16 protein-coding genes and 1 riboswitch are annotated in these 20,645 nt (G+C 71.4%); of the genes, 12 read left to right on the forward strand and 4 right to left on the reverse strand.

Features of this window, described 5'->3' with window-relative positions:
• Positions 1 to 2 precede the first annotated feature (2 nt).
• Both IE226_RS33190 and IE226_RS33195 read right to left on the reverse strand, forming a co-directional pair.
• Positions 3 to 239: a hypothetical protein gene (locus IE226_RS33190; RefSeq protein ID WP_190085148.1), complete on the reverse strand. Its 237-nt coding sequence runs from the start codon at positions 237 to 239 to the stop codon at positions 3 to 5.
• Positions 240 to 404: 165 nt separating this feature from the next.
• The gene (locus IE226_RS33195; protein WP_190085149.1) at positions 405 to 959 is read right to left on the reverse strand and encodes a DUF6082 family protein; all 555 of its coding nucleotides are present in this window, start codon (positions 957 to 959) and stop codon (positions 405 to 407) included.
• Between the two features lie 321 nt (positions 960 to 1,280).
• Between IE226_RS33195 and IE226_RS33200 the strand changes: the two genes are divergently transcribed.
• The gene (locus IE226_RS33200; protein WP_229871676.1) at positions 1,281 to 2,354 is read left to right on the forward strand and encodes a CobW family GTP-binding protein; all 1,074 of its coding nucleotides are present in this window, start codon (positions 1,281 to 1,283) and stop codon (positions 2,352 to 2,354) included.
• Between the two features lie 4 nt (positions 2,355 to 2,358).
• Here the strand turns inward: IE226_RS33200 and IE226_RS33205 are convergent, their stop codons facing one another.
• Positions 2,359 to 4,812, reverse strand: coding sequence for a DNA gyrase/topoisomerase IV subunit A (locus IE226_RS33205; RefSeq protein WP_190085151.1), 2,454 nt, complete (start codon positions 4,810 to 4,812; stop codon positions 2,359 to 2,361).
• Positions 4,813 to 5,048: 236 nt separating this feature from the next.
• Between IE226_RS33205 and IE226_RS33210 the strand changes: the two genes are divergently transcribed.
• The 4 genes from IE226_RS33210 to IE226_RS33225 all read left to right on the forward strand — a co-directional run bounded on the left by IE226_RS33210 (position 5,049) and on the right by IE226_RS33225 (position 9,977).
• On the forward strand, positions 5,049 to 6,401 hold the full coding sequence (locus IE226_RS33210) for a M16 family metallopeptidase (protein WP_190085152.1): 1,353 nt from the start codon (positions 5,049 to 5,051) through the stop codon (positions 6,399 to 6,401).
• Entirely contained in the window at positions 6,398 to 7,783 is a 1,386-nt protein-coding gene (locus IE226_RS33215; protein WP_190085153.1) for a M16 family metallopeptidase, read from the forward strand. Before IE226_RS33210 ends, IE226_RS33215 begins: the two co-directional genes overlap by 4 nt.
• Positions 7,784 to 8,016: 233 nt before the next feature.
• A riboswitch (cyclic di-AMP (ydaO/yuaA leader) is annotated at positions 8,017 to 8,180 on the forward strand.
• A 12-nt stretch (positions 8,181 to 8,192) separates the two neighbouring features.
• Complete coding sequence (locus IE226_RS33220) at positions 8,193 to 8,996, forward strand: M23 family metallopeptidase (protein ID WP_190085154.1); 804 nt, start codon at positions 8,193 to 8,195, stop codon at positions 8,994 to 8,996.
• Positions 8,997 to 9,224: 228 nt separating this feature from the next.
• Positions 9,225 to 9,977, forward strand: a complete 753-nt coding sequence (locus tag IE226_RS33225; protein WP_190085155.1) for a GntR family transcriptional regulator — start codon at positions 9,225 to 9,227, stop codon at positions 9,975 to 9,977.
• Positions 9,978 to 10,134: 157 nt separating this feature from the next.
• Here the strand turns inward: IE226_RS33225 and IE226_RS33230 are convergent, their stop codons facing one another.
• Positions 10,135 to 10,416 (reverse strand): HPr family phosphocarrier protein, encoded by a 282-nt coding sequence (locus tag IE226_RS33230; RefSeq protein WP_190085156.1) that lies wholly within the window; start codon positions 10,414 to 10,416, stop codon positions 10,135 to 10,137.
• A gap of 211 nt (positions 10,417 to 10,627) precedes the next feature.
• On the opposite strand from IE226_RS33230, the gene IE226_RS33235 reads away from it, so the two are divergent.
• The 7 genes from IE226_RS33235 (at position 10,628) to IE226_RS33265 (ending at position 20,485) form a co-directional block, all read left to right on the forward strand.
• Positions 10,628 to 13,456 carry a bifunctional acetate--CoA ligase family protein/GNAT family N-acetyltransferase gene (locus IE226_RS33235; protein WP_190085157.1) on the forward strand — a complete coding sequence of 943 codons (2,829 nt, stop codon included), beginning with the start codon at positions 10,628 to 10,630 and terminating at the stop codon, positions 13,454 to 13,456.
• 42 nt (positions 13,457 to 13,498) lie between these two features.
• Positions 13,499 to 14,095 carry a DUF5998 family protein gene (locus tag IE226_RS33240; RefSeq protein ID WP_190085158.1) on the forward strand — a complete coding sequence of 199 codons (597 nt, stop codon included), beginning with the start codon at positions 13,499 to 13,501 and terminating at the stop codon, positions 14,093 to 14,095.
• Complete coding sequence (locus tag IE226_RS33245; protein ID WP_190085159.1) at positions 14,095 to 15,288, forward strand: alkaline phosphatase family protein; 1,194 nt, start codon at positions 14,095 to 14,097, stop codon at positions 15,286 to 15,288. Before IE226_RS33240 ends, IE226_RS33245 begins: the two co-directional genes overlap by 1 nt.
• 55 nt (positions 15,289 to 15,343) lie before the next feature.
• Positions 15,344 to 15,994, forward strand: coding sequence for a thymidine kinase (locus IE226_RS33250; protein ID WP_190085160.1), 651 nt, complete (start codon positions 15,344 to 15,346; stop codon positions 15,992 to 15,994).
• 147 nt (positions 15,995 to 16,141) lie between these two features.
• Positions 16,142 to 17,122, forward strand: a complete 981-nt coding sequence (locus IE226_RS33255) for an AfsA-related hotdog domain-containing protein (protein ID WP_190085161.1) — start codon at positions 16,142 to 16,144, stop codon at positions 17,120 to 17,122.
• A gap of 7 nt (positions 17,123 to 17,129) precedes the next feature.
• A complete protein-coding gene (locus IE226_RS33260) occupies positions 17,130 to 19,832 on the forward strand; it encodes an AfsR/SARP family transcriptional regulator (RefSeq protein WP_190085162.1) in 2,703 nt (900 codons plus the stop codon).
• A 212-nt stretch (positions 19,833 to 20,044) separates the two neighbouring features.
• Positions 20,045 to 20,485: an SRPBCC domain-containing protein gene (locus IE226_RS33265; protein ID WP_190085163.1), complete on the forward strand. Its 441-nt coding sequence runs from the start codon at positions 20,045 to 20,047 to the stop codon at positions 20,483 to 20,485.
• Positions 20,486 to 20,645: the final 160 nt, after the last annotated feature.

A 20,645-nucleotide genomic window follows, 5' to 3' on the forward strand; every position in this document is an offset into this window, starting at 1 on the left:
CGCTAGACGTCAGGGATGTCGCCCTTGGCCCGAACGAGTGTCTCGCGGCTCACGATCACGATGCGTTCGTAGTCCGCCCGCGAGGCGTCCGGGGGAAGTTCTTTCTCAAGCGCCGCTGTTGCCTCTGTCCCGATCACAGCGAAGTTCCCGTCACTGAGTTCGAAGACATCCGGGCAGGACTGTCCTGAGGCGCTCCCCCGCTGCTGGGGGGAGGCGCCGATGCGGCGCACGATCTTCAACGGTTTTCCAGTCTGGAGTGGCTTGAGTGCGCCGACCTAAACGTCACAAGCGGTTTGGGGCGCAGCGCCTGGGGTGTGACGCGCGCGCTTACCCTAGGGACTGCTGATGTCTGAGACAAGCTGGGTCAACACGGTGTGTGCCGTCCCCTGGTGCCTCAACTCGCCTTATTCGCATGTAGGTTCGCCGACCACCCACCACTCGTCTGTATCCGCTTCCTCCAGATCTCGGATGAGCTTGTCAACCATTCGGCCCAGGCGGGCCTCGTCCGAGGCGTCCAGCAGGCTGGCTCGGTGCGGCCGCGTGGCCTTCCAGTAGCTGCGGAAAACGGGGCTCTGGCAGATCAGGCGCAGGTGTCCGTGCACCTCTTCCCAGGTGAAGTTGCCGATGCGCCAGAACAGCAGTGCGTTGGTGTACACAGCGTTGGCGAACAGGTGCTGGCGGAGGGTCCGGCCATCCAGAGCCACGTCGAAGGTGTCCAGGACGGCCGCCAGGTCAGGATCGTCCATCGCCTTGCTGAGCATGTCGAACTGCAGTCGCTGTTGCGCGATCAAAGTGGTGTTGTGCTCGTGCCGGGACTGTTCTGTGTGCGCGAAACGCAGCTGCAGCGCTCCGTGCTTGTATTGGTGAGCGGTCAAGACCGTCAAGGCCCCGACGGCGAAAGCAAGGCCCGCGGCAGCGGCGGACCCCAACCCCCGTATCCCAAATTTCTGTGTGGCCATGTCAACCCCCGAATCAGGCGACCGTCCGCCGGTCGTCGGATGCGGGTCGACAGGGTGAGGACCGGCGAGCGATGGGCGGCGCGCTTGCCGCCTCCCAGGATGCCGAGCGGCTCTGATCGGCAGGGAGGCGGAGAGGAGGCGCACGGAAGGCAGCGGTGGTCGCATGTCCCGACGCCGTGCCCAATGTGTGCCCCGGCTGCGCCGCTAACAATCGTTCACTCCGTGGGCCTTCTACGCGCTCGTATGCTGGGGCGGCAGTCATTCGTCGTACGAGAGCCGGCCGCGCGCCGGTGCACGCGTCAGTGTGAAAGGGGTCGCGCGTTGACTCGGCCGTGTGCGAGGCAGATCCCGGTAGTCGTCCTCACCGGATTCCTGGGTTCGGGCAAGACGACCCTGCTCAATCATCTGCTCCACCGCAGCGGCGGCAGCAGAATCGGTGCCATCGTCAACGACTTCGGGTCCATCGAGATCGACGCCATGGCCGTCGCCGGGCAGCTCGGTGACTCCACCGTCTCGCTCGGCAACGGCTGTCTGTGCTGCGCCGTGGACGCCGACGAGCTCGACGAGTACCTGGAGAAACTCGCGCGGCCCTCCGCCCGGATCGACGTGATCGTCATCGAGGCCAGCGGGCTCGCCGAGCCGGAAGAACTCGTGCGCATGGTGCTCGCCAGCGAGAACCCGCACATCGTGTACGGCGGACTCGTCGAGGTCGTCGACGCCGCCGAGTTCGACGCCACCCGGCAGCGGCACCCTCAGGTGGACCGGCATCTGGGGATCGCGGATCTCGTCGTCGTCAACAAGGCCGACCGCGTCCCCGCCGAGGAGCGCGAACGCATCCTCGGCGTGGTGCGCGACCGCACCGATCGCGCCGCCGTGGTCGCCGCCTCGTACGGGCGCGTCGACGTGGAACTGCTCCTCGACCGCAAGCCGGTGGAGGAGCGGATCGGGCAGTTGTCCTTCGACGACCTGCACAGCCATGACCAGGGCGACGAGCACCACGACCACCTGCACTCCGCCTACGAGAGCCTGTCCTTCTCCTCCGAAGCGCCCATCAGCCCCCGCCCGTTCATGGCCCTCCTCGACAGTCGGCCCGAGGGGCTGTACCGCATCAAGGGGTACGTCGATTTCGGTGCCGACGACCCGCGCAACAAGTACGCGGTGCACGCCGTGGGGCGGTTCCTGCGCTTCTACCCCGAGCCGTGGGCGCCGGGCGAGACCCGGCTGACCCAGCTCGTCCTCATCGGAGCGGGCATCGACCTACCTGCTCTGGAGAAGGAGCTCGAGTCATGTCGTGCGTACGCCCCGCACGCCGGTGCCGATGAGCACAGCATGTGGGGCGTACTGCGGTACGTACAGGAACCGGAGCCCGGGGAGTCCCTGGAGTACGGAGCGTAGGCGACTACGCCGGGCCGGCCACCGCCGCCACCGGCTTCGCCAGGGAGACCCCCGAGCCGTCGCGGCGCGGGTCGATCTCCGGCAGCTCCGCCGGCAGGCCGTTGCGCTGGGCCGCCAGCGGCGGCGTCGGGCCCGCCCACGCGAAGCTCAGGCAGTCCTCGCCCTTCAGGAAGCGCTGGACGCGCACACCGCCGGTGGCCCGGCCCTTGCGGGGGTACTGGTCGAACGGCGTCACCTTGGCCGTCGTCTGCACCGAGTCGTCGAGCGTGCCCCGCGAGCCCGCCACCGTGAAGACCACGGCGTCAGCGGCCGGGTCCACCGCCACGAAGGAGATGACCTTGACGCCGTCCGCGAGCTTGATGCCCGTCATGCCGCCCGCGGGACGGCCCTGCGGACGGACCTGGGACGCTTGGTAACGCAGGAGCTGGGCGTCGTCCGTGATGAAGACCAGGTCCTCCTCGCCCGTGCGCAGCTCGGCGGCGCCGACGATCCGGTCACCGTCCCTGAGGGTGATGACCTCCAGCTCTTCCTTGTGGGACGGATAGTCCGGGACCACGCGCTTGACCACGCCCTGTTCGGTGCCGAGGGCGAGACCCGGTGAGGACTCGTCCAGGGTCATCAGGCAGATCAGGCTCTCGTCCGGCTCCAGGGTGAGCAGCTCCGCGATCGGCGCGCCCCCGGAGAGGTTCGGCGCCGCCGCGGTCTCCGGGAGCTGCGGGAGGTCCACCACGGAGAGGCGGAGCAGCCGTCCCCCGGACGTCACCGCGCCCACCTCGCCCCGCGCGGTGGCCGGGACGGCGGAGACGATCACGTCGTGCTTGACGCGCTTGGTGGCGTGCTCGGCGAAGGGCTCGCCGTTGGCCGTACGGGCCAGGAGCCCGGTCGAGGAGAGGAGTACGCGGCACGGGTCGTCCGCCACCTGCAGCGAGACCGTGGGCGCCGGGGTGCCCGCCGACTCCAGGAGCACCGTGCGCCGGTCCGTGCCGAACTTCTTGGCCACGGCGGCCAGTTCGGCGGAGACCAGCTTGCGCAGCTCCGCGTCCGACTCCAGGATCCGGGTCAGCTCGTCGATCTCGGCCTTGAGCTTGTCGCGCTCGGACTCCAGCTCGATGCGGTCGAACTTCGTCAGGCGGCGCAGCGGCGTGTCCAGGATGTACTGCGTCTGGACCTCGCTCAGCGAGAAGCGCTCCATCAGGCGCTCCTTGGCCTGCGCGGAGTTGTCGCTGGAGCGGATGAGGCGGATGACCTCGTCGATGTCCACGAGGGCGACGAGGAGGCCCTCGACCAGGTGCAGCCTGGCCTGCTTCTTGCCGCGGCGGAACTCGCTGCGGCGCCGCACGACGTTGAAGCGGTGGTCGAGATAGACCTCCAGGAGCTCCTTGAGGCCCAGGGTGAGGGGCTGGCCGTCGACCAGGGCGACGTTGTTGATGCCGAAGGACTCCTCCATCGGCGTCAGTTTGTAGAGCTGCTCGAGAACGGCCTCCGGGACGAAGCCGTTCTTGATCTCGATGACCAGACGCAGGCCGTGCGAGCGGTCCGTGAGGTCCTTGACGTCGGCGATGCCTTGCAGCTTCTTCGAGCCGACCAGGTCCTTGATCTTCGAGATGACCTTCTCGGGACCGACGGAGAAGGGCAGTTCCGTCACGACCAGGCCCTTGCGGCGGGCCGTCACGTTCTCGACGGAGACCGTCGCGCGGATCTTGAAGGTGCCGCGCCCCGATTCGTACGCGTCCTTGATCCCGGAGAGACCGACGATGCGGCCGCCCGTGGGCAGGTCCGGGCCCGGCACGAAACGCATCAGCGTCTCCAGGTCGGCCCCGGGGTGCTTGATCAGGTGGCGGGCGGCGGCGATGACCTCGCCGAGGTTGTGCGGCGGCATGTTCGTCGCCATGCCGACCGCGATGCCCGACGCGCCGTTGACCAGCAGGTTCGGATAGGCCGCCGGGAGGGTGACCGGCTCCTGCTCCTGGCCGTCGTAGTTCGACTCGAAGTCGACGGTGTTCTCGTCGATCGACTCCGTCATCAGGGACGTCGCGTCGGCCATCTTGCATTCGGTGTACCGCATGGCGGCCGGGGGGTCGTCGTTGCCCAGCGAGCCGAAGTTTCCGTGCCCGTCCACCAGCGGCAGGCGCATGGAGAAGGGCTGCGCCATGCGCACCAGGGCGTCATAGATCGACGCGTCTCCGTGCGGGTGCAACTTACCCATGACCTCGCCGACGACGCGGGCGCACTTCACATAGCCGCGGTCGGGGCGCAGGCCCATCTCGTTCATTTGGTACACGATCCTGCGGTGCACCGGCTTCATGCCGTCGCGGGCGTCCGGCAGGGCGCGCGAGTAGATGACCGAATACGCGTACTCGAGGAAGGAGCCCTGCATCTCGTCGACGACGTCGATGTCGAGGATCTTCTCCTCGAACGACTCGTCGGGCGGCGGGGTCTTCGTGCTGCGGCGGGCCATCGCTGCTGCGGCTCCTTCACGGTGTCTGCCAGGGCATCAGCAAGACCTGACGCCGACCATCAACGGGATCTGACGCCGACCATTGTGGACTGTCCCACTGACAACGCCGACCACGACCCGGACTTCGGGCACGAGTACGCCGAGGGCGGAGCGGGAACTTCGCCGGTAGTCAGCGCGCTTGCATACAGTGTCAGGACTGGCAGAGATTCCAGCATTCAGCGATCGAAGGGACGTACATGCCCAAGGGTCACACGGCCACAGCCGAGGCCGGCTCCGGCGGCCTGACAGCGACCGAGCACCGGCTGGCCAACGGCCTGCGCGTGGTGCTCTCGGAGGACCACCTGACCCCCGTCGCCGCGGTCTGCCTCTGGTACGACGTCGGTTCGCGCCACGAGGTCAAGGGCCGTACGGGCCTCGCGCACCTCTTCGAGCACCTCATGTTCCAGGGTTCGAAGCAGGTCAAGGGCAACGGCCACTTCGAGCTGGTGCAGGGCGCCGGCGGCTCGCTCAACGGGACCACGAGTTTCGAGCGCACCAACTATTTCGAGACGATGCCCGCACACCAGCTGGAGCTGGCCCTGTGGCTGGAAGCCGACCGGATGGGCTCGCTGCTCTCCGCGCTCGACGACGAGTCCATGGAGAACCAGCGCGACGTCGTCAAGAACGAGCGCCGCCAGCGCTACGACAACGTCCCCTACGGCACGGCGTTCGAAAAGCTGACCGCCCTCTCGTACCCCGAGGGCCACCCTTACCACCACACCCCGATCGGCTCCATGGCGGACCTGGACGCGGCGACGCTGGAGGACGCGCGGAACTTCTTCCGTACGTACTACGCCCCCAACAACGCCGTCCTGTCGGTCGTCGGAGACATCGACCCGCAGGAGACCCTCGCCTGGGTCGAGAAGTACTTCGGGTCCATCCCCTCGCACGACGGCAAGCAGCCGCCGCGCGACGGCTCGCTGCCCGACATCATCGGCAAGGAGCTGCGCGAGGTCGTCGAGGAGGACGTCCCGGCCCGCGCCCTGATGGCCGCCTACCGCCTCCCGGAGGACGGCACGCGCGCGTGCGACGCCGCCGACCTGGCGCTCACGGTCCTCGGCAGCGGTGAGTCGTCCCGGCTCTACAACCGCCTCGTGCGCCGCGACCGCACCGCGGTGGCGGCCGGATTCGGCCTCCTGCGCCTGGCCGGCGCCCCTTCCCTCGGCTGGCTCGACGTGAAGACCTCCGGCGACGTCGAGGTCCCCGTCATCGAGGCCGCCGTCGACGAGGAGCTGGCCCGCTTCGCGGCGGAGGGACCCACCGAGGAGGAGATGGAGCGCGCCCAGGCACAGCTGGAGCGCGAGTGGCTCGACCGCCTTGCCACGGTGGCGGGTCGCGCGGACGAACTGTGCCGTTACGCCGTGCTGTTCGGCGACCCGCAGCTCGCCCTGTCCGCCGTCGGTCGCGTCCTGGACGTCACCGCCGAGGAGGTCAGGGCTGCCGCGGCGGCCCGGCTGCGCCCCGACAACCGCGCGGTGCTCGTGTACGAGCCCATCGCCCCTGAGGCCGACGAAGCCACCGACGAGGACGAAGAGGAGGCGGCGAAGTGACCGAGGCCGCGACGATGCAGTTCCACCCGCAGCCGCAGGCGGGCACCGCCCGCCCCTGGGCCTTCCCCGCACCCGAGCGCGCCACCCTGGACAACGGCCTCACCGTGCTGCGCTGCCACCGTCCCGGCCAGCAGGTCGTCGCCGTGGAGGTCCACCTGGAGGCGCCGCTCGACGCCGAGCCCGAGGGCCTCGACGGCGTCGCCACGATCATGGCGAGGGCCTTCAACGAAGGCACCGACAAGCACTCCGCCGAGGACTTCGCCGCCGAACTCGACCGCTGCGGCGCCACCATGGACGCGCACGCCGACCACCCCGGCGTGCGGGTCTCCCTCGAAGTCCCGGTGTCCCGCCTGGCCAAGGCCCTCGGCCTGCTCTCCGACGCCCTGCGCGCCCCCGCCTTCGCGGACAGCGAGATCGAGCGCCTCGTGCGCAACCGCCTCGACGAGATCCCGCACGAGGCCGCCAACCCTGCGCGCCGCGCCGCCAAGGAGCTCTCCCGGCAGCTGTTCCCGGCCACGGCGCGCATGTCGCGGCCCCGCCAGGGCACCGAGGAGACGGTCACGGCCATCGACTCGGCCGCGGTGCGCGCCTTCTACGAGAAGCACGTGCGTCCCGCCACGGCGACCGCCGTCATCGTCGGCGACCTGACCGGCACCGACCTGGACGCCGTCCTCGCCGACACCATCGGCTCCTGGACGGGCGACACGGCCCAGCCGCGCCCTGTGCCCCCGGTGACCGCCGACGACACCGGGCGTGTCGTGATCGTCGACCGACCCGGTGCCGTCCAGACGCAGCTGCTCATCGGCCGCGTGGGACCGGACAGGCACGACCGCGTCTGGCCCGCGCAGGTGCTCGGCACGTACTGCCTCGGCGGCACCCTCACCTCGCGCCTGGACCGCGTCCTGCGCGAGGAGAAGGGATACACCTACGGCGTACGGTCGTTCGCCCAGGTCCTGCGCTCGGCTCCGGACGGCTCGGGCGCCGCGATGCTGGCCATCAGCGGCTCCGTGGACACCGAGTCCACGGGACCGGCTCTGGACGACCTGTGGAAGGTGCTGCGCACCCTCGCAGCCGACGGCCTCACGGACGCCGAGCGTGACGTCGCGGTGCAGAACCTGGTGGGCGTGGCCCCGCTCAAGTACGAGATGGCGGCGTCCGTGGCGGCCACCCTCGCGGACCAGGTCGAGCAGCACCTGCCCGACGACTTCCAGGCGCGGCTGTACCGCCAGTTGGCCGCGACCGGCACGGTGGAGGCCACCGCGGCCGTGGTGAGCGCCTTCCCCGTGGACCGGCTGGTGACGGTGCTCGTCGGCGACGCCTCGCAGATCGAGGAGCCCGTCAGGGCGCTCGGCATCGGCGAAGTGAGTGTCGTCACCGGCTGAGAGTGCTGAGAGCGCTGAGAGCGATGCCAGGCTGAGTGACAGTCAGGACATATCGGGACCCCAGTGGCTGGAATTGGCTACTGGGGTCCTCATATGTCCGAATTAGTATGGAGGTTACGTGTCTGGCCTGTGGCGTGCGCTACAAAAGCTCTGATCCGTTTGTCGTTTGAAAGACGCCCCGCTTAGCGTCTGGTCCGGCTGTTCGTCATGCAGTACGCCGCGCCCGCGGCACCGGACAGTCATCGCCGAGTCCCCGTACGGCGCGAGCCAGGGGAGCCGGGGACCCACATGTCCCCTTGGGGTGAATCGGGAACCTTGCCGTCAGGTGAGGGACTCGTAGGAGACCTTCCTGCTCCGAACCCGTCAGCTAACCCGGTAGGCGAGAAGGAAGGAAAGGATCAGCCGCTACATGGCGTTCACCCGTGCCACCGGGAAGCACCGTCGCCCGAGCCGCCTCACGCGTACCACCGCGAACGTGGCGGGCGTCGCCGCACTGACCACCACCGGTGTCATCGGAGGCCTGGCCGCTCCGGCGCTCGCCGCCGACGACGCGGCGGCCCTCGAGCACACCGGCCTCACCCAGGCGGTCTCCGTCGGCGACTCGCTCGCCGAGAGCATCGACGCGCAGGCCGCCGCCCAGCAGCAGGCCGCCGACGCCGCCGCGGCCGCCAAGAAGGCCGAAGAGGCCGCGAAGAAGAAGGCCGAAGAGGCCAAGCGCAAGGCCGAGGCCGAGGCGAAGGCCAAGGCCAAGAAGGAGCGCGAGGCCAAGGAGCGTGCCGCCCGCGAGGCCGAGCGCAAGCGCCTGAACACCTACGTCTCCCCGATCTCCGGCTCGTACGTCTCCACGGGCTACCAGACCGGCGGCGCCATGTGGTCCTCCGGCAGCCACACCGGCGTCGACTTCCACGCCGCGTCCGGCACGGCCGTCCACGCGGTCGGCTCCGGCACCGTCGTCGAGGCCGGCTGGGGCGGCGCCTACGGCAACAACGTCGTCATCAAGATGAACGACGGCACCTACACCCAGTACGGCCACATGTCGTCCCTCGGCGTCACCGTCGGCCAGGCGGTCACGCCGGGCCAGCAGATCGGCCTCTCGGGCTCCACCGGCAACTCCAGCGGCCCGCACCTGCACTTCGAGGCCCGCACCGGCGCGGACTACGGCACGGACATCGACCCGGTCGCCTACCTCCGCTCGCACGGCGTCAACGTCTGATCCCCGGCGCGCGAAGCGCACCCGATTCACCGAAAGCCCCGGCTCATCGCGAGCCGGGGCTTTTCGCCGTTCCCGCGTCTTGTCGCCCCGCCTTTGGCCACGATCACCTTTGGCCAAAAGTATCCATGGATTCCGGCCGCCCATCGGAAATTCAGCCGCTCTGCAATAGAGTCACTGAAAAAGCGTCGATCGACCGCGTTTCGCGGGGATTAAGGCGGAGGTCAGGTCATGCGCATTCCCGCGCACTCGGTGTGCACGGCCATCCGGGACGACATCGTCTCCGGTGTCTACGAACGGGGCGGCCGGCTCACCGAGGAACTGCTCGCGCGCCGCTACGGAGTCTCCCGTGTCCCCGTGCGCGAGGCCCTGCGCACCCTGGAGGCCGAGGGCTTCGTCGTCACGCGCCGGCACGCGGGCGCGTGCGTCGCGGAGCCCACCGAGCAGGAGGCCGCCGACCTCCTGGAGATCCGCATGCTCCTGGAGCCGCTTGGCGCGGCCCGCGCCGCGCAGCGCCGCACGGAGGCGCACCTGAAGGTCCTGCGCGGCCTGGTCAGGCTCGGCCAGGAGCGTTCGAGGCGCGGCCGGACCGAGGATCTGCGGTCGCTGGACGGCTGGTTCCACGAGACTCTCGCCCAGTCGTCCGGCAGCCCCGGCCTCACGTCGCTGCTCACCCAGCTCCGGCACAAGATCGCCTGGATGTACGTCGTCGAGACCTCGGCCACTCCCGCGGAGACCTGGGCGGAGCACGCCGCGATCGTCGACGCGGTCGCCCGCGGGGACGCGGAACGGGCCAGGTCGCTCGCCGCGGCCCACGCGGAACGCTCGACGACGGCGCACCGGCCGCGCTTTACCCCGCAGGCCGGTTCGCAGGCCGGTTCGCAGGTCGGCCCGCAGGGCCGTCCGCAGGCCCGGCGAGTCGCGAGCCGTGATCGTGTGAGGGATTCGCAACATGCCGTAAACACGGCGGGCCTCCGGCATTAACAGAGGCGCCGTATACAAAGGTAATGCTATTCGGCGGGGGATTCTTTCTGCTGCCCGAATTCGGATGTAGCCGCGGTAATTGCCGGGCGGACGCGAAAACGCAGAAGGGCCCGCCCGATTCCGGACAGGCCCTTCTGCGTATGAGTACCGGTCTTTGTCAGACGGTCTCGGGAAGCTCCTCGAGGCCGTCGGCGACCAGCTTCGCCAGACGGTCGAGAGCGGCGTCCGCGCCCTCGGCGTCGGAGGCGAGCACGATCTCCTCGCCGCCCTGCGCGCCCAGGCCGAGCACCGCGAGCATGGAGGCGGCGTTCACGGGGTTGCCGTCCGCCTTGGCGATCGTCACGGGGACGCCGGCGGCGGTGGCCGCGCGGACGAAGATGGAGGCGGGTCGGGCGTGAAGGCCCTCGGCCCAGCCGACGTTGACGCGGCGCTCAGCCATGTGTTGCTGCCCTTCCAGGTGTCTCACACTTGTCTAGACCAGTGTCTCATGCCGTTGCGCGTGCTCCGTCGGCCGCTGATCCGCACGGCGTCGACCGGTGGTCCCTGCTCCGTCGACCGTACGTCCTCGTGCCGCGGGGCCCGCGACCCGCCCTTCGACGACTCCTAGCCTGCCCCGGCCGCGGCGCCGCCGCGACCCGTACCCTGGCCCCATGCAGACCCCGTCGGACCGGCAGGCGTATCCCTCCCACTGGGAGGCGGACGTCGTCCTGCGTGACGGAGGCACCGCCCGCATCCGGCCGATCACCGCCGAGGACGCGGACCGCCTGGTCAGCTTCTACGAGCAGGTCTCGGACGAGTCGAAGTACTACCGCTTCTTCGCGCCCTACCCCCGCCTGTCCGCCAAGGACGTCCACCGCTTCACCCATCACGACCAGGTGGACCGGGTGGGTCTCGCGGCCACCGTCGGCGGCGAGTTCATCGCGACCGTGCGCTTCGACCGCATCGACTCCCGCGGCATGTCCGCGAGCGCGCCCGCCGACGAGGCCGAGGTCGCCTTCCTCGTGCAGGACGCCCACCAGGGCCGTGGCGTCGCCTCCACCCTCCTCGAACACATCGCGGCCGTCGCCAGGGAGCGCGGCATCCGCCGCTTCGCCGCCGAGGTGCTGCCCGCCAACACCAAGATGATCAAGGTGTTCACGGACGCGGGCTACCAGCAGAAGCGCAGCTTCGAGGACGGCGTCGTACGTCTCGAATTCGATCTGGAGCCGACCGACCGCTCCCTGGCCGTGCAGCGCGCCCGTGAGCAGCGCGCCGAGGCCCGTTCCGTGCAGCGGCTCCTCACGCCGAAGTCGGTCGCCGTGATCGGCGTCGGGCGCACGCCGGGCGGCGTGGGCCGCAGCGTGCTTCGCAATCTGCGCGAGGCCGGCTTCACGGGCAGCCTGTACGCGGTGAACAGCGCCTTCGCCGAGGGCGGCGAGGGCAGTGAGATCGACGGGGTGCCCGCGTACCGCTCCGTGCGGGACATCGACGCGCCCGTCGAACTCGCCGTCGTCACCGTGCCCGCCGAGCGCGTGTCGCAGGCCGTCGCCGAATGCGGTGAGCGCGGGGTGCTCGGGCTCGTCGTGATCTCCGCCGGGTACGCCGAGAGCGGTCCCGAGGGGCGTGAGCGGCAGCGCGAACTGGTGCGCCAAGCCCGGTCGTACGGCACGCGCATCCTCGGCCCCAACGCCTTCGGGGTCATCAATACGTCGCCGGACGTGCGGCTCAACGCCTCGCTGGCCCCGCATCCTCCCGAGCGCGGGCGGATCGGTCTCTTCACGCAGTCCGGTGCGATCGGCATCGCGCTGCTCTCGGGTCTGCACCGGCGCGGTGCGGGCCTGTCGACCTTCGTGAGCGCGGGCAACCGCGCGGACGTCTCCGGCAACGACGTGCTCCAGTACTGGTACGAGGACCCCGACACCGATGTCGCCCTGATGTACCTCGAATCCATCGGCAACCCGCGCAAGTTCACGCGGCTCGCCCGGCGGGCGGCGACGGCGAAGCCGCTCGTCGTGGTGCAGGGGGCGCGGCACAGCGGGATCGCGCCCACGGGGCACGCCGTGCAGGCCACGCGCCTTCCGCATGCCACCGTGTCGGCGCTGCTGCGCCAGGCGGGGGTCATCCGGGTCGACACCGTCACCGAGATGGTCGATGCGGGGCTGCTGCTCGCCGGGCAGCCGTTGCCCGCAGGGCCGCGGGTGGCGATCATCGGGAACTCGGAGTCGCTAGGGCTCCTGACGTACGACGCGTGTGTGGCCGACGGCCTTCGGCCGACGCCTCCGCGGGACCTCACCACGGGGGCCACGCCCGCGGACTTCCGTACGGCGCTCGCCGAGGCGTTGTCGGACGAGTCCTGTGACGCGGTGATCGTGACGGCGATTCCCTGGGTGGGGGAGGACGGGGTCACGGCGTCCCCGGAGACACTCGCGGACGAGCTGCACGCCGCCGCGGCGGGATGTCCCGCGAAGCCCGTCGCCGTGGTCCACGTGGAGCTCGGCGGGCTTGCCGAGGCGCTGGCCGCCGCTACCCGCACTCGCCCCGACGCCCCTGTACCCGCACCCGGCGCCGAAGGCCGTGCCCACCCGTCCCGCCCCGCGGAACGCCTGCCCACGGCCAAGGAACACGACCGCACCTCCATCCCCGCCTACCCCGCCGCCGAACGCGCCGTCCGGGCCCTCGCCGAAGCCGTCAAGTACGCCCAGTGGCGGCGCGAGGCCATGGAGCCCGGCAAGGTGCACGAGTACGAGGACATCGACGAGCACGGCACCGCCCGGCGCATCGACGAGCTGCTCGCCGAGCAGGGCGACCCGCGCGGCGCCACCCTCACGCAGGACGACGCGCGCGAACTGCTCGGGCGGTACGGCATCGACGTACGGGACGCCCGGCCCGCGCCCGACCCGGACGCGGCCGTGGCCGCCGCCCGCGCGCTCGGCTACCCCGTGGCCCTCAAGACCACGGCCCCGCACCTGCGCCACCGCGCCGACCTCGGCGGTGTGCGGCTCGATCTGGCGGACGAGGAGCAATTGCGCCGGGCCTACGCCGAATTGACCGAAACCTTCGGCAAGCCCGTGGAGCTGCGGCCCGTGGTGCAGGCGATGGCGCCCCGCGGCGTCGACACCGTCGTCCGAGCGGTCATCGACCCGGCGGCCGGAGCGGTGCTCTCGTTCGGGCTCGCCGGTGCCGCGTCCGAGCTGCTCGGCGATACCGGGCACCGGCTGGTCCCGGTCACCGAGCGCGACGCGGGCTCCCTGGTCAGGTCCATCCGGACTGCCCCGCTCCTCTTCGGCTGGCGCGGCTCCGCGCCCGTCGACACCCCGGCCCTGGAGGAACTGCTCCAGCGGGTCTCGCGCCTCGTGGACGATCACCCCGAGGTGGTCACCGTGTCCCTGGAGCCCGTGGTCGTCGCCCCGCGGGGCCTCTCCGTGCTCGGCGCCTCGGTGCGTCTCGCGCCCCCGCCCGCCCGGGACGACCTCGGTCCGCGGACCCTGCCCGGGTACTGAGGCGGCCGGTGGGGCACCGCGTGCCCTCCGCCGGGTCGTAGGATGGACGGCATGGCAAAGACCGGTACGACGACCCAGGGGCTGCGCGCGGCGATCGAGCGCAGCGGCTACTACCCGGCCCTCGTGGCCGAGGCGGTGGAGGCCGCGATCGGCGGCGAGCCCATCGGGTCCTACCTGGTCCACCAGGAGACCACGTTCGACGCGAACGAAGTGCGCCGGCACGTGACGGTCCTCGTCCTGACCGGCAATCGCTTCATCGTCAGCCACACGGACGAGCAGGCGGCGGACAGCACGTCCCCGACGCCGTACGCGACGACCTCCACGGAGTCCGTGAAAATCGGCCGGATCTCCTCGGTCGTCGTCAGCCGGGTCGTCGCCAACCCCGAGAAGTACGTGCCCGGCTCGCTGCCCCGCGAGGTCGTCCTGACCATCGGCTGGGGCGCCGTGGCGCGCATCGACATCGAGCCCGCCGCCTGCGGCGACCCCAATTGCGAGGCGGACCACGGGTACACCGGCAGCTCTACCGCCGACGACCTGAGCCTGCGCGTCAGCGAGGCGGGCGACGGGCCGGACGCCGTGCGCCAGACTCTGGCCTTCGCCCAGGCGCTGTCCGAGGCGACCGCGGACACCGCCCGCTGATGTCCCTGCCCGCCTGGGACGACGTACAGCCGCTCTCCCTCGACTCCGCGCCCCTGCCCGAGTACGGCGCGGGCTCGCTCGCCGACCTGCTGCCCACGCTCGTCTCCCACCAGGGCGTCGAGGGCTTCACACCCGTCATCCAGGAGCTCGCCCCGGCCGACCGGAACTGCGTCTTCCTGATCGACGGCCTCGGCTGGGAGCAGCTGCGCGCCCACCCGGCGGAGGCGCCCTTCCTGACCTCGCTCATCGACTCGTCCCGTGGCGGCACGGGGCGTCCGATCACCGCCGGCTTCCCCGCCACCACGGCGACCTCGCTCGCCTCGGTCGGCACGGGCCTGCCGCCCGCGTCGCACGGCCTGCCGGGTTACGCGGTCCGCAACCCGGCCACCGGCGAGCTGATGAACCAGCTCCGCTGGAACCCGTGGACGGACCCCCGCAAGTGGCAGCCGTACCCCACCGTCTTCCAGCAGGCCCACGCCGCCGGTGTGCACACCGCCCAGGTGTCCTCCCCGACCTTCGAGAGGACGCCGCTCACCAAGATCGCGCTGAGTGGCGGCAGCTTCCGCGGCAAGCTCTCCGGCGAGGACCGTATGGACCTCGCGGCCGAGCAGCTGGGCGCGGGCGACCGCTCGCTCGTCTACACGTACTACGCCGAGGTCGACGGCAAGGGCCACCGGTTCGGCGTGGACTCCGACGCCTGGCGCGGCCAGCTCATGTACGTCGACCGCCTGGTCCAGCGCCTGGCCGAGCAACTGCCGCCGCGCAGCGCCCTGTACGTCACCGCAGACCACGGCATGCTCGACATCCCCTTCGACGAGCAGTCCCGCATCGACTTCGACGAGGACTGGGAGCTGCGCGCCGGCGTCGCCCTCCTCGGCGGCGAGGGCCGTGCCCGCCACGTGTACGCGGTGCCGGGCGCCGAGAACGACGTCCTGACCGTCTGGCGCGAGGTGCTCGGCGAGCAGTTCTGGGTGGCGGGCCGGGACGAGGCGATCGCGGCGGGCTGGTTCGGTCCGCCCGGCGCCATGGACGAGCGGGTCTACGGACGCATCGGCGACGTCATCGCGGCCGCCCACGACGACGTGGCGATCATCGCCACCGAGAAGGAGCCCAAGGAGTCGGCCCTGGTCGGCATGCACGGCTCCATGACCGCCGTCGAGCAGCTCGTGCCGCTCATCGAGGTGCGCTCCTGACCGGGTTCGCGCCGCACACCGTCCCCACGTACGTCTCGAAAGGCCGCAACTCCCCATGCCCGAGCTGGTGTTCTTCTCCGGAACGATGGACTGCGGAAAGAGCACGCTGGCTCTGCAGATCGAGCACAACCGCTCGGCCCGCGGACTGAAGGGGATGATCTTCACCCGTGACGACCGCGCCGGCGAGGGCAAGCTCTCCTCGCGGCTCGGCCTCGTCACCGACGCGATCGAGGCCGCGGACGGCTTCGACTTCTACGCCCATCTCGTCGACCATCTCTCGCGGGGCGGCAGCGCGGACTACGTGATCGTGGACGAGGCGCAGTTCCTCGCCCCCGCGCAGATCGACCAACTGGCCCGCGTCGTCGACGACCTCGGGCTCGGTGTCTTCGCCTTCGGCATCACCACGGACTTCCGCTCCAAGCTCTTCCCCGGTTCGCAGCGCCTGGTCGAACTCGCCGACCGCGTCGAGGTGTTGCAGGTCGAGGCCCTGTGCTGGTGCGGTGCCCGGGCCACCCACAACGCCCGCACGGTAGGCGGCGTGATGGTCGTGGAAGGCGCCCAGGTCGTCGTCGGCGACGTCAACCACGCTGCGGACGAGGTGGGTTACGAGGTGCTGTGCCGCCGCCACCACCGCAAGCGGATGACGAGCGCCTCGTCTCACGCGGCGGCTCTTTCCCCGGACGTCCTGCCGGTCACCTCCGGTTGATCGCCTCGCCTCGCCGGATTCGTATGCCGCACGTACGCGCATGAATTCGTCATGTTGAAGGCATGACGGCGAGGATTCCCTGGTCGGCGGGGTGGGGCCGAGACTTGAACCTGCCAAGGATTCGGTCACCCGCCCCGAAGGACTGCCATGGACCTCGTTCCCGAGCTTTCGCCCTTCTTCCGCGGCCCCCAGCACTTGGTGCACAAGCCGGACAGCCCCGAGGCCTTCCTCCTCGGTGCGGGCGCGCCCGTGCGGCAGAGCTTCACCTACGCCACCGAACTGCCCGCGGATCACCCGCTGTTCGGCGACATGGCCGCGCCCTTCCACGATCTGCTCTTCCCCGTCGAGGCGCTGCGGCACGCGGCCCTGTTCGCGGCCCGGCAGTACTTCCGGGTGCCGCCGCAGCGGGTCACCGCGGTCTCCGTCAGTGGCACGGAGATCACCGACGTGGCTCCGTGGCGGCGGTCCGGCGGGCCCGCGCGGATCGCGCTCGAACTCGCCCTCACCCCGGTCAACGTGATCACGGGAGTGCCCCGCGGCCTGGAGTGCGAGGCCGTCGTGTCGATCGGCGGCCGGCGCTGCGGGACGGCAGGCGCCGAACTCGTCTTCCTCTCGCCCGGAGTGCACCGCGGTCACCGCGAGGCGGGGCGGCGGCAGAGCGAGCAGAGCCTCCTCGCCGGGCACGGGCAGATCGCGGTGACCGGCGTGCCCGCGCCCGAACGCGTGGGGCGCCGCAGCGCGCACAACGTACTGGTGGGGCTGCCGGCCGAGGGCGAGGACGAGCGGCTCGTCTTCCCCGTGGACCTGGACGCCGCGGGCCGGGTCTTCGGCGACGAGGTGCCCGCGGCGCTGTTCCTGGAGGCCTCACGGCAGGCGGCCCTGCTGGCCGCCGCGGAGCTGCACGGGTTTGTCACGTCACACGCCCTGCTCACCCGCTGGCACGGTGCCTTCCGGGGCTTCGCCGAGCCGGCGCTGCCCCTGCACTGCGCGGTGTACGCGGAGAAGCCGGGCGACCAGGGCGTTGTACGGGATGCCGGCGGGCTGCCCACGGCCCGGTTGTGTCTCGACTTCCTGCAAGGAGACCGCGAAGTGGCCAGGGTGTCCGCGTCCGTACTGCAGGACTGCTAGGCACGCCATGCGATTCCGAGTGCTCGGGCCGGTCCGGATGGCACCGCGGGCGCCGACCGCGGCCAAGCCGCGGGTGGTGCTCGCCACCCTGCTGATGCAGAGCAACAGCGTGGTCTCCACCCATGCCCTCATCGACGAGCTGTGGAGCGAGGAGCCGCCCCGCACGGCCGCCACCACCCTTCAGGTCTACGTCTCCCATCTGCGCAAGGCACTCGTGGAGGGCGTCGCGGGCAGCGGGGAAGGGGCGCAGCCGCTGCTCACCGTGCCGCCCGGCTATCAGCTCCGGGTCGCCGCCGACGATCTCGACCTGCTGGTCTTCGAGACGTTGCGCGACGAAGGGCGGGCGGCCTACGGGCGCAAGGACTACGCGGAGGCGTCCCGGCGGCTCTCGCGTGCGCTCGCCCTGTGGACCGGGCCCGCGCTCTCCGGCATTCCGCACGGGCCGACCCTCCAGACCTCCGCGATCCGGCTCGACGAGCTGCGTCTTGAGGCCCTGGAACAGCGCATCTCGGCCGAACTGCGCATGGGCCGCCACCAGGAGCTGATCGGCGAACTCATGGCGCTCGCGCACGAGCACCCCCTGCGCGAGACCCTGCACTGCCATCTGATGGTCGCGCTGTACCGCTCGGGGCGGCAGTCGGACGCCCTGCACGTGTACCACCGGGCACGCCGCGGCCTCGTCGACGAACTCGGGGTGGAACCCGGCCCCGTGATGAGCCGCCTCCTGGAGCGGATCCTTGCCTCCGACGCCTCACTGACCTGGCAGCGGGACACACCGGCCGCTCCCGAGGTCCTGCCGCGTCCGGCGGGGCCCGTGGTGCGGCTGCCCGGGCCGGTGGACCACTTCACCGGGCGCACGGCCCAACTCGCCCTGGGGCAGCGGTTCCTGGCGGGAGCCGGGCCGCTGCCGGGGCGGGTGCTCGCGTTGTCCGGGCGGGCCGGGGCCGGGAAGACCGCGCTGGCCGCGCGCCTCGCGCACGACGCGGGTGACCTCTTCCCCGACGGCCGGGTGCTGTTGTTGCTGCGCGATGCCGGGGGGCGCGCCCTGACCCCGCATGCCGCCCTGTCGACGCTGTTGCGCCGACTGCGGGGAGGCAGTCAGGACGCGGCGCCCGTGGTGGCCGGCGAACCCGGGGCCCCCGTTGTCGCCCCCGAACCCGAACCCGCCGATCTGCTCTACGAGTTGACCAAGGGCCGCAAGATGCTCTTCGTCCTGGACGACGCGGTGTCCGAGGCGCAGGTGAGGCCGGTGCTCGCGGCACTGCCCGACAGCACGGTCCTGCTCACCGGCCGGCACGCGCTCGGCGCCCTCGACGGCGTACAGCACCTCGTCCTCGACGTGTTCAGCCGGGAGGAGGCGGAGGAACTCCTGGTGCGGTGCGGCGGTCCCGCGATGCGCGAGGACCCGGCCGCGGTCAGCGAGACCGCCAGGCTGTGCGGCAACCTGCCGCTCGCGCTGCGGGTGGCCGCGGCGGGCCTTGCCGCGCGTCCGCACTGGAGTGCCGCGGAACTCGTCGGGCGGCTCGCCGACGAACGGACCCGGCTCAGCTCCCTCGAACTCGGCGACCTCGACGTCCGCAGCAGTCTCCTGACCGCCTACCGGGACGTGGGGATACAGGGGCGGCAGGCATTCCGGCTGCTCGGGCTCGCCCCGCTGCCCGACTTCGCGCTGTGGAGCGCGGCGGCGCTGCTCGCCACGGAGCTCCCCGAGGCCGAGCGGCACACCGAGGAACTGGTGCGCGCCCAGCTCCTGGAGGCAAGGTCACGCCCCGGGCAGCTGACGACGGTGCGCTACAGCTTCCACCCCTTACTGCGGTCCCTGTCCCTCGAACTCCTCGACAAGCGGCCGGTGTCCGCCACCGACCGGCTCGGCCGCGCGTTCCTGGCCCTCGCCCGCCACGCCGACTCCCTGCTCGCACCGGGACGCGACCCGCTGGGGGACACCCTGGAACCGCCGGCCGGCATCAGCCCCGACGCGCTGATCGGATCGGCGCCCCTCCAGTGGTTCAGGGAGGAGGCGGCGGGGCTCCTGGAGACCGTACGGCAGGCGCACGCGGCCGGGCTCTGGCAGCTCTGCTCCGCCCTGGCATCGGCGTCGGCGGGCTACTACGAGGCCGGGGCACTGTGGGACGACTGGGAACTGGGACACCAACTCGCCCTGGACGCGGCCCGGCAGGCCGGTGATCCGCACGCGGAGGCCGCGGTCCTTCGCTCCCTCGGTGATCTGGCGTGGCAGCGCCAGGAGACGACGACGGCCGTCGACCGCTACCGCCTGGCCTGGCACCTCTTCACGCGCTGCGGGGACCGCGCGTCCGCGGCCCGCTGTCTGTCCGGCGAGGCGGACGTCATGCTGGGGCAGGGCCGGGGGGCGCGGGCCGAGCGCTGCTATGTGCGTGCGCTGTCGGCCGGGCAGGCCGAGAACGATCCGCGGGGCATCGCCGACGCCCTGCGCGGCCTCGCCCTGGTGGCGCTGCGGGAGGGGCGGACCGCCGAGGCCCGCGGCCGGCTCACCGAGTGCGCGGCACAGGCCCGGCGTGCGGGCGACCGCCGCTGGGAGGAGTACGCCACGCGCACGCTGGGCGCGGTGGACGCCGCGGACGCCGCGGTGGCCGCGGGCCGCGGGGGAGACCTCGCGGGCCGGCCGCTGGAGGTCAGGCCGGGGGTGTGGCTGCTTTCGGCTCTCGGTCCGGCGCTGCCGCAGTCCGCCTGAGCGGAAGGGGGCAGCCGGAGTCGGCGTACTGCGGCATGCGGCCTTGGCGGCATGCGGCCTTGGCGGTATACGGCCTTGGCGGTATACGGCCTTAAGGGATGCTTGCGCGGCGTCAAAGCCCCCTGCGTCAGAGCGTGTTGTCCTAGTAGCGTGACGTGGTGACCCGCCCGTGAGTGGCTCCCCCGGGATGCCGTGGAAGGAGCGCAGACACAGTGCGCCGTATCGCGTCCGAAGTCCAGATCAGCGCACGTCCCGACGAGGTGTGGGCCGTCCTCACCGATTTCGAGCGGTTCCACGAATGGAACCCGTTCCTGGTGCGGGCCGCCGGTCGCGCCGAGCCGGGGCAACGGCTCATGCTGCGCTTCCGGTTGCCGAACGGCGGCCGCGAGATGGTGTTCAAGCCGACCGTCCTGATCAGCGAGCCCAGTCGGCTGCTGCGCTGGCGGGGCCGGCTGGGTGTGCCCGGTGTGTTCGACGGACTGCACTCCTTCGAGCTGACGCCGAGCGGGGGCGGCACCCATGTGTTGCAGAGCGAGACGTTCACCGGCGCGCTCGTCCCCGTCACCGGCTCCGTCATCCGGCAGAGCGAGACGGGGTTCGGGATGCTGACCGATGCCCTGAAGGGGCGGGTGGAGGAGCGGGCCGCGAACTGAGGCCCGCGAGCCGCCGGCCGCCGGCCGCGAGCGGAGCCGGGAGCCACGAGCCGGGGCCGGGCTTCGCGCGCCGGGCGCCGGGCGTCTGGCAGGGGAGCCTGCCGCCGGCCCCCGGGGGAAGTGGGGCCGGCGGCAGGCTCGCCCCGGGACCGCGCCGAAC

Source organism: Streptomyces longisporoflavus, from assembly GCF_014649775.1.
Classification (GTDB): Bacteria; Actinomycetota; Actinomycetes; order Streptomycetales; family Streptomycetaceae; genus Streptomyces; species Streptomyces longisporoflavus.

Bases quoted from the DNA above. Each gene is read 5' to 3' on its own strand.
- IE226_RS33195 (WP_190085149.1), bottom strand. From the start codon at position 959: ATGGCCACACAGAAATTTGGGATACGGGGGTTGGGGTCCGCCGCTGCC.
- IE226_RS33205 (WP_190085151.1), bottom strand. From the start codon at position 4,812: ATGGCCCGCCGCAGCACGAAGACCCCGCCGCCCGACGAGTCGTTCGAG.
- IE226_RS33210 (WP_190085152.1), top strand. From the start codon at position 5,049: ATGCCCAAGGGTCACACGGCCACAGCCGAGGCCGGCTCCGGCGGCCTG.
- IE226_RS33220 (WP_190085154.1), top strand. From the start codon at position 8,193: ATGGCGTTCACCCGTGCCACCGGGAAGCACCGTCGCCCGAGCCGCCTC.
- IE226_RS33225 (WP_190085155.1), top strand. From the start codon at position 9,225: ATGCGCATTCCCGCGCACTCGGTGTGCACGGCCATCCGGGACGACATC.
- IE226_RS33230 (WP_190085156.1), bottom strand. From the start codon at position 10,416: ATGGCTGAGCGCCGCGTCAACGTCGGCTGGGCCGAGGGCCTTCACGCC.
- IE226_RS33235 (WP_190085157.1), top strand. From the start codon at position 10,628: ATGCAGACCCCGTCGGACCGGCAGGCGTATCCCTCCCACTGGGAGGCG.
- IE226_RS33240 (WP_190085158.1), top strand. From the start codon at position 13,499: ATGGACGGCATGGCAAAGACCGGTACGACGACCCAGGGGCTGCGCGCG.
- IE226_RS33245 (WP_190085159.1), top strand. From the start codon at position 14,095: ATGTCCCTGCCCGCCTGGGACGACGTACAGCCGCTCTCCCTCGACTCC.
- IE226_RS33250 (WP_190085160.1), top strand. From the start codon at position 15,344: ATGCCCGAGCTGGTGTTCTTCTCCGGAACGATGGACTGCGGAAAGAGC.
- IE226_RS33255 (WP_190085161.1), top strand. From the start codon at position 16,142: ATGGACCTCGTTCCCGAGCTTTCGCCCTTCTTCCGCGGCCCCCAGCAC.
- IE226_RS33260 (WP_190085162.1), top strand. From the start codon at position 17,130: ATGCGATTCCGAGTGCTCGGGCCGGTCCGGATGGCACCGCGGGCGCCG.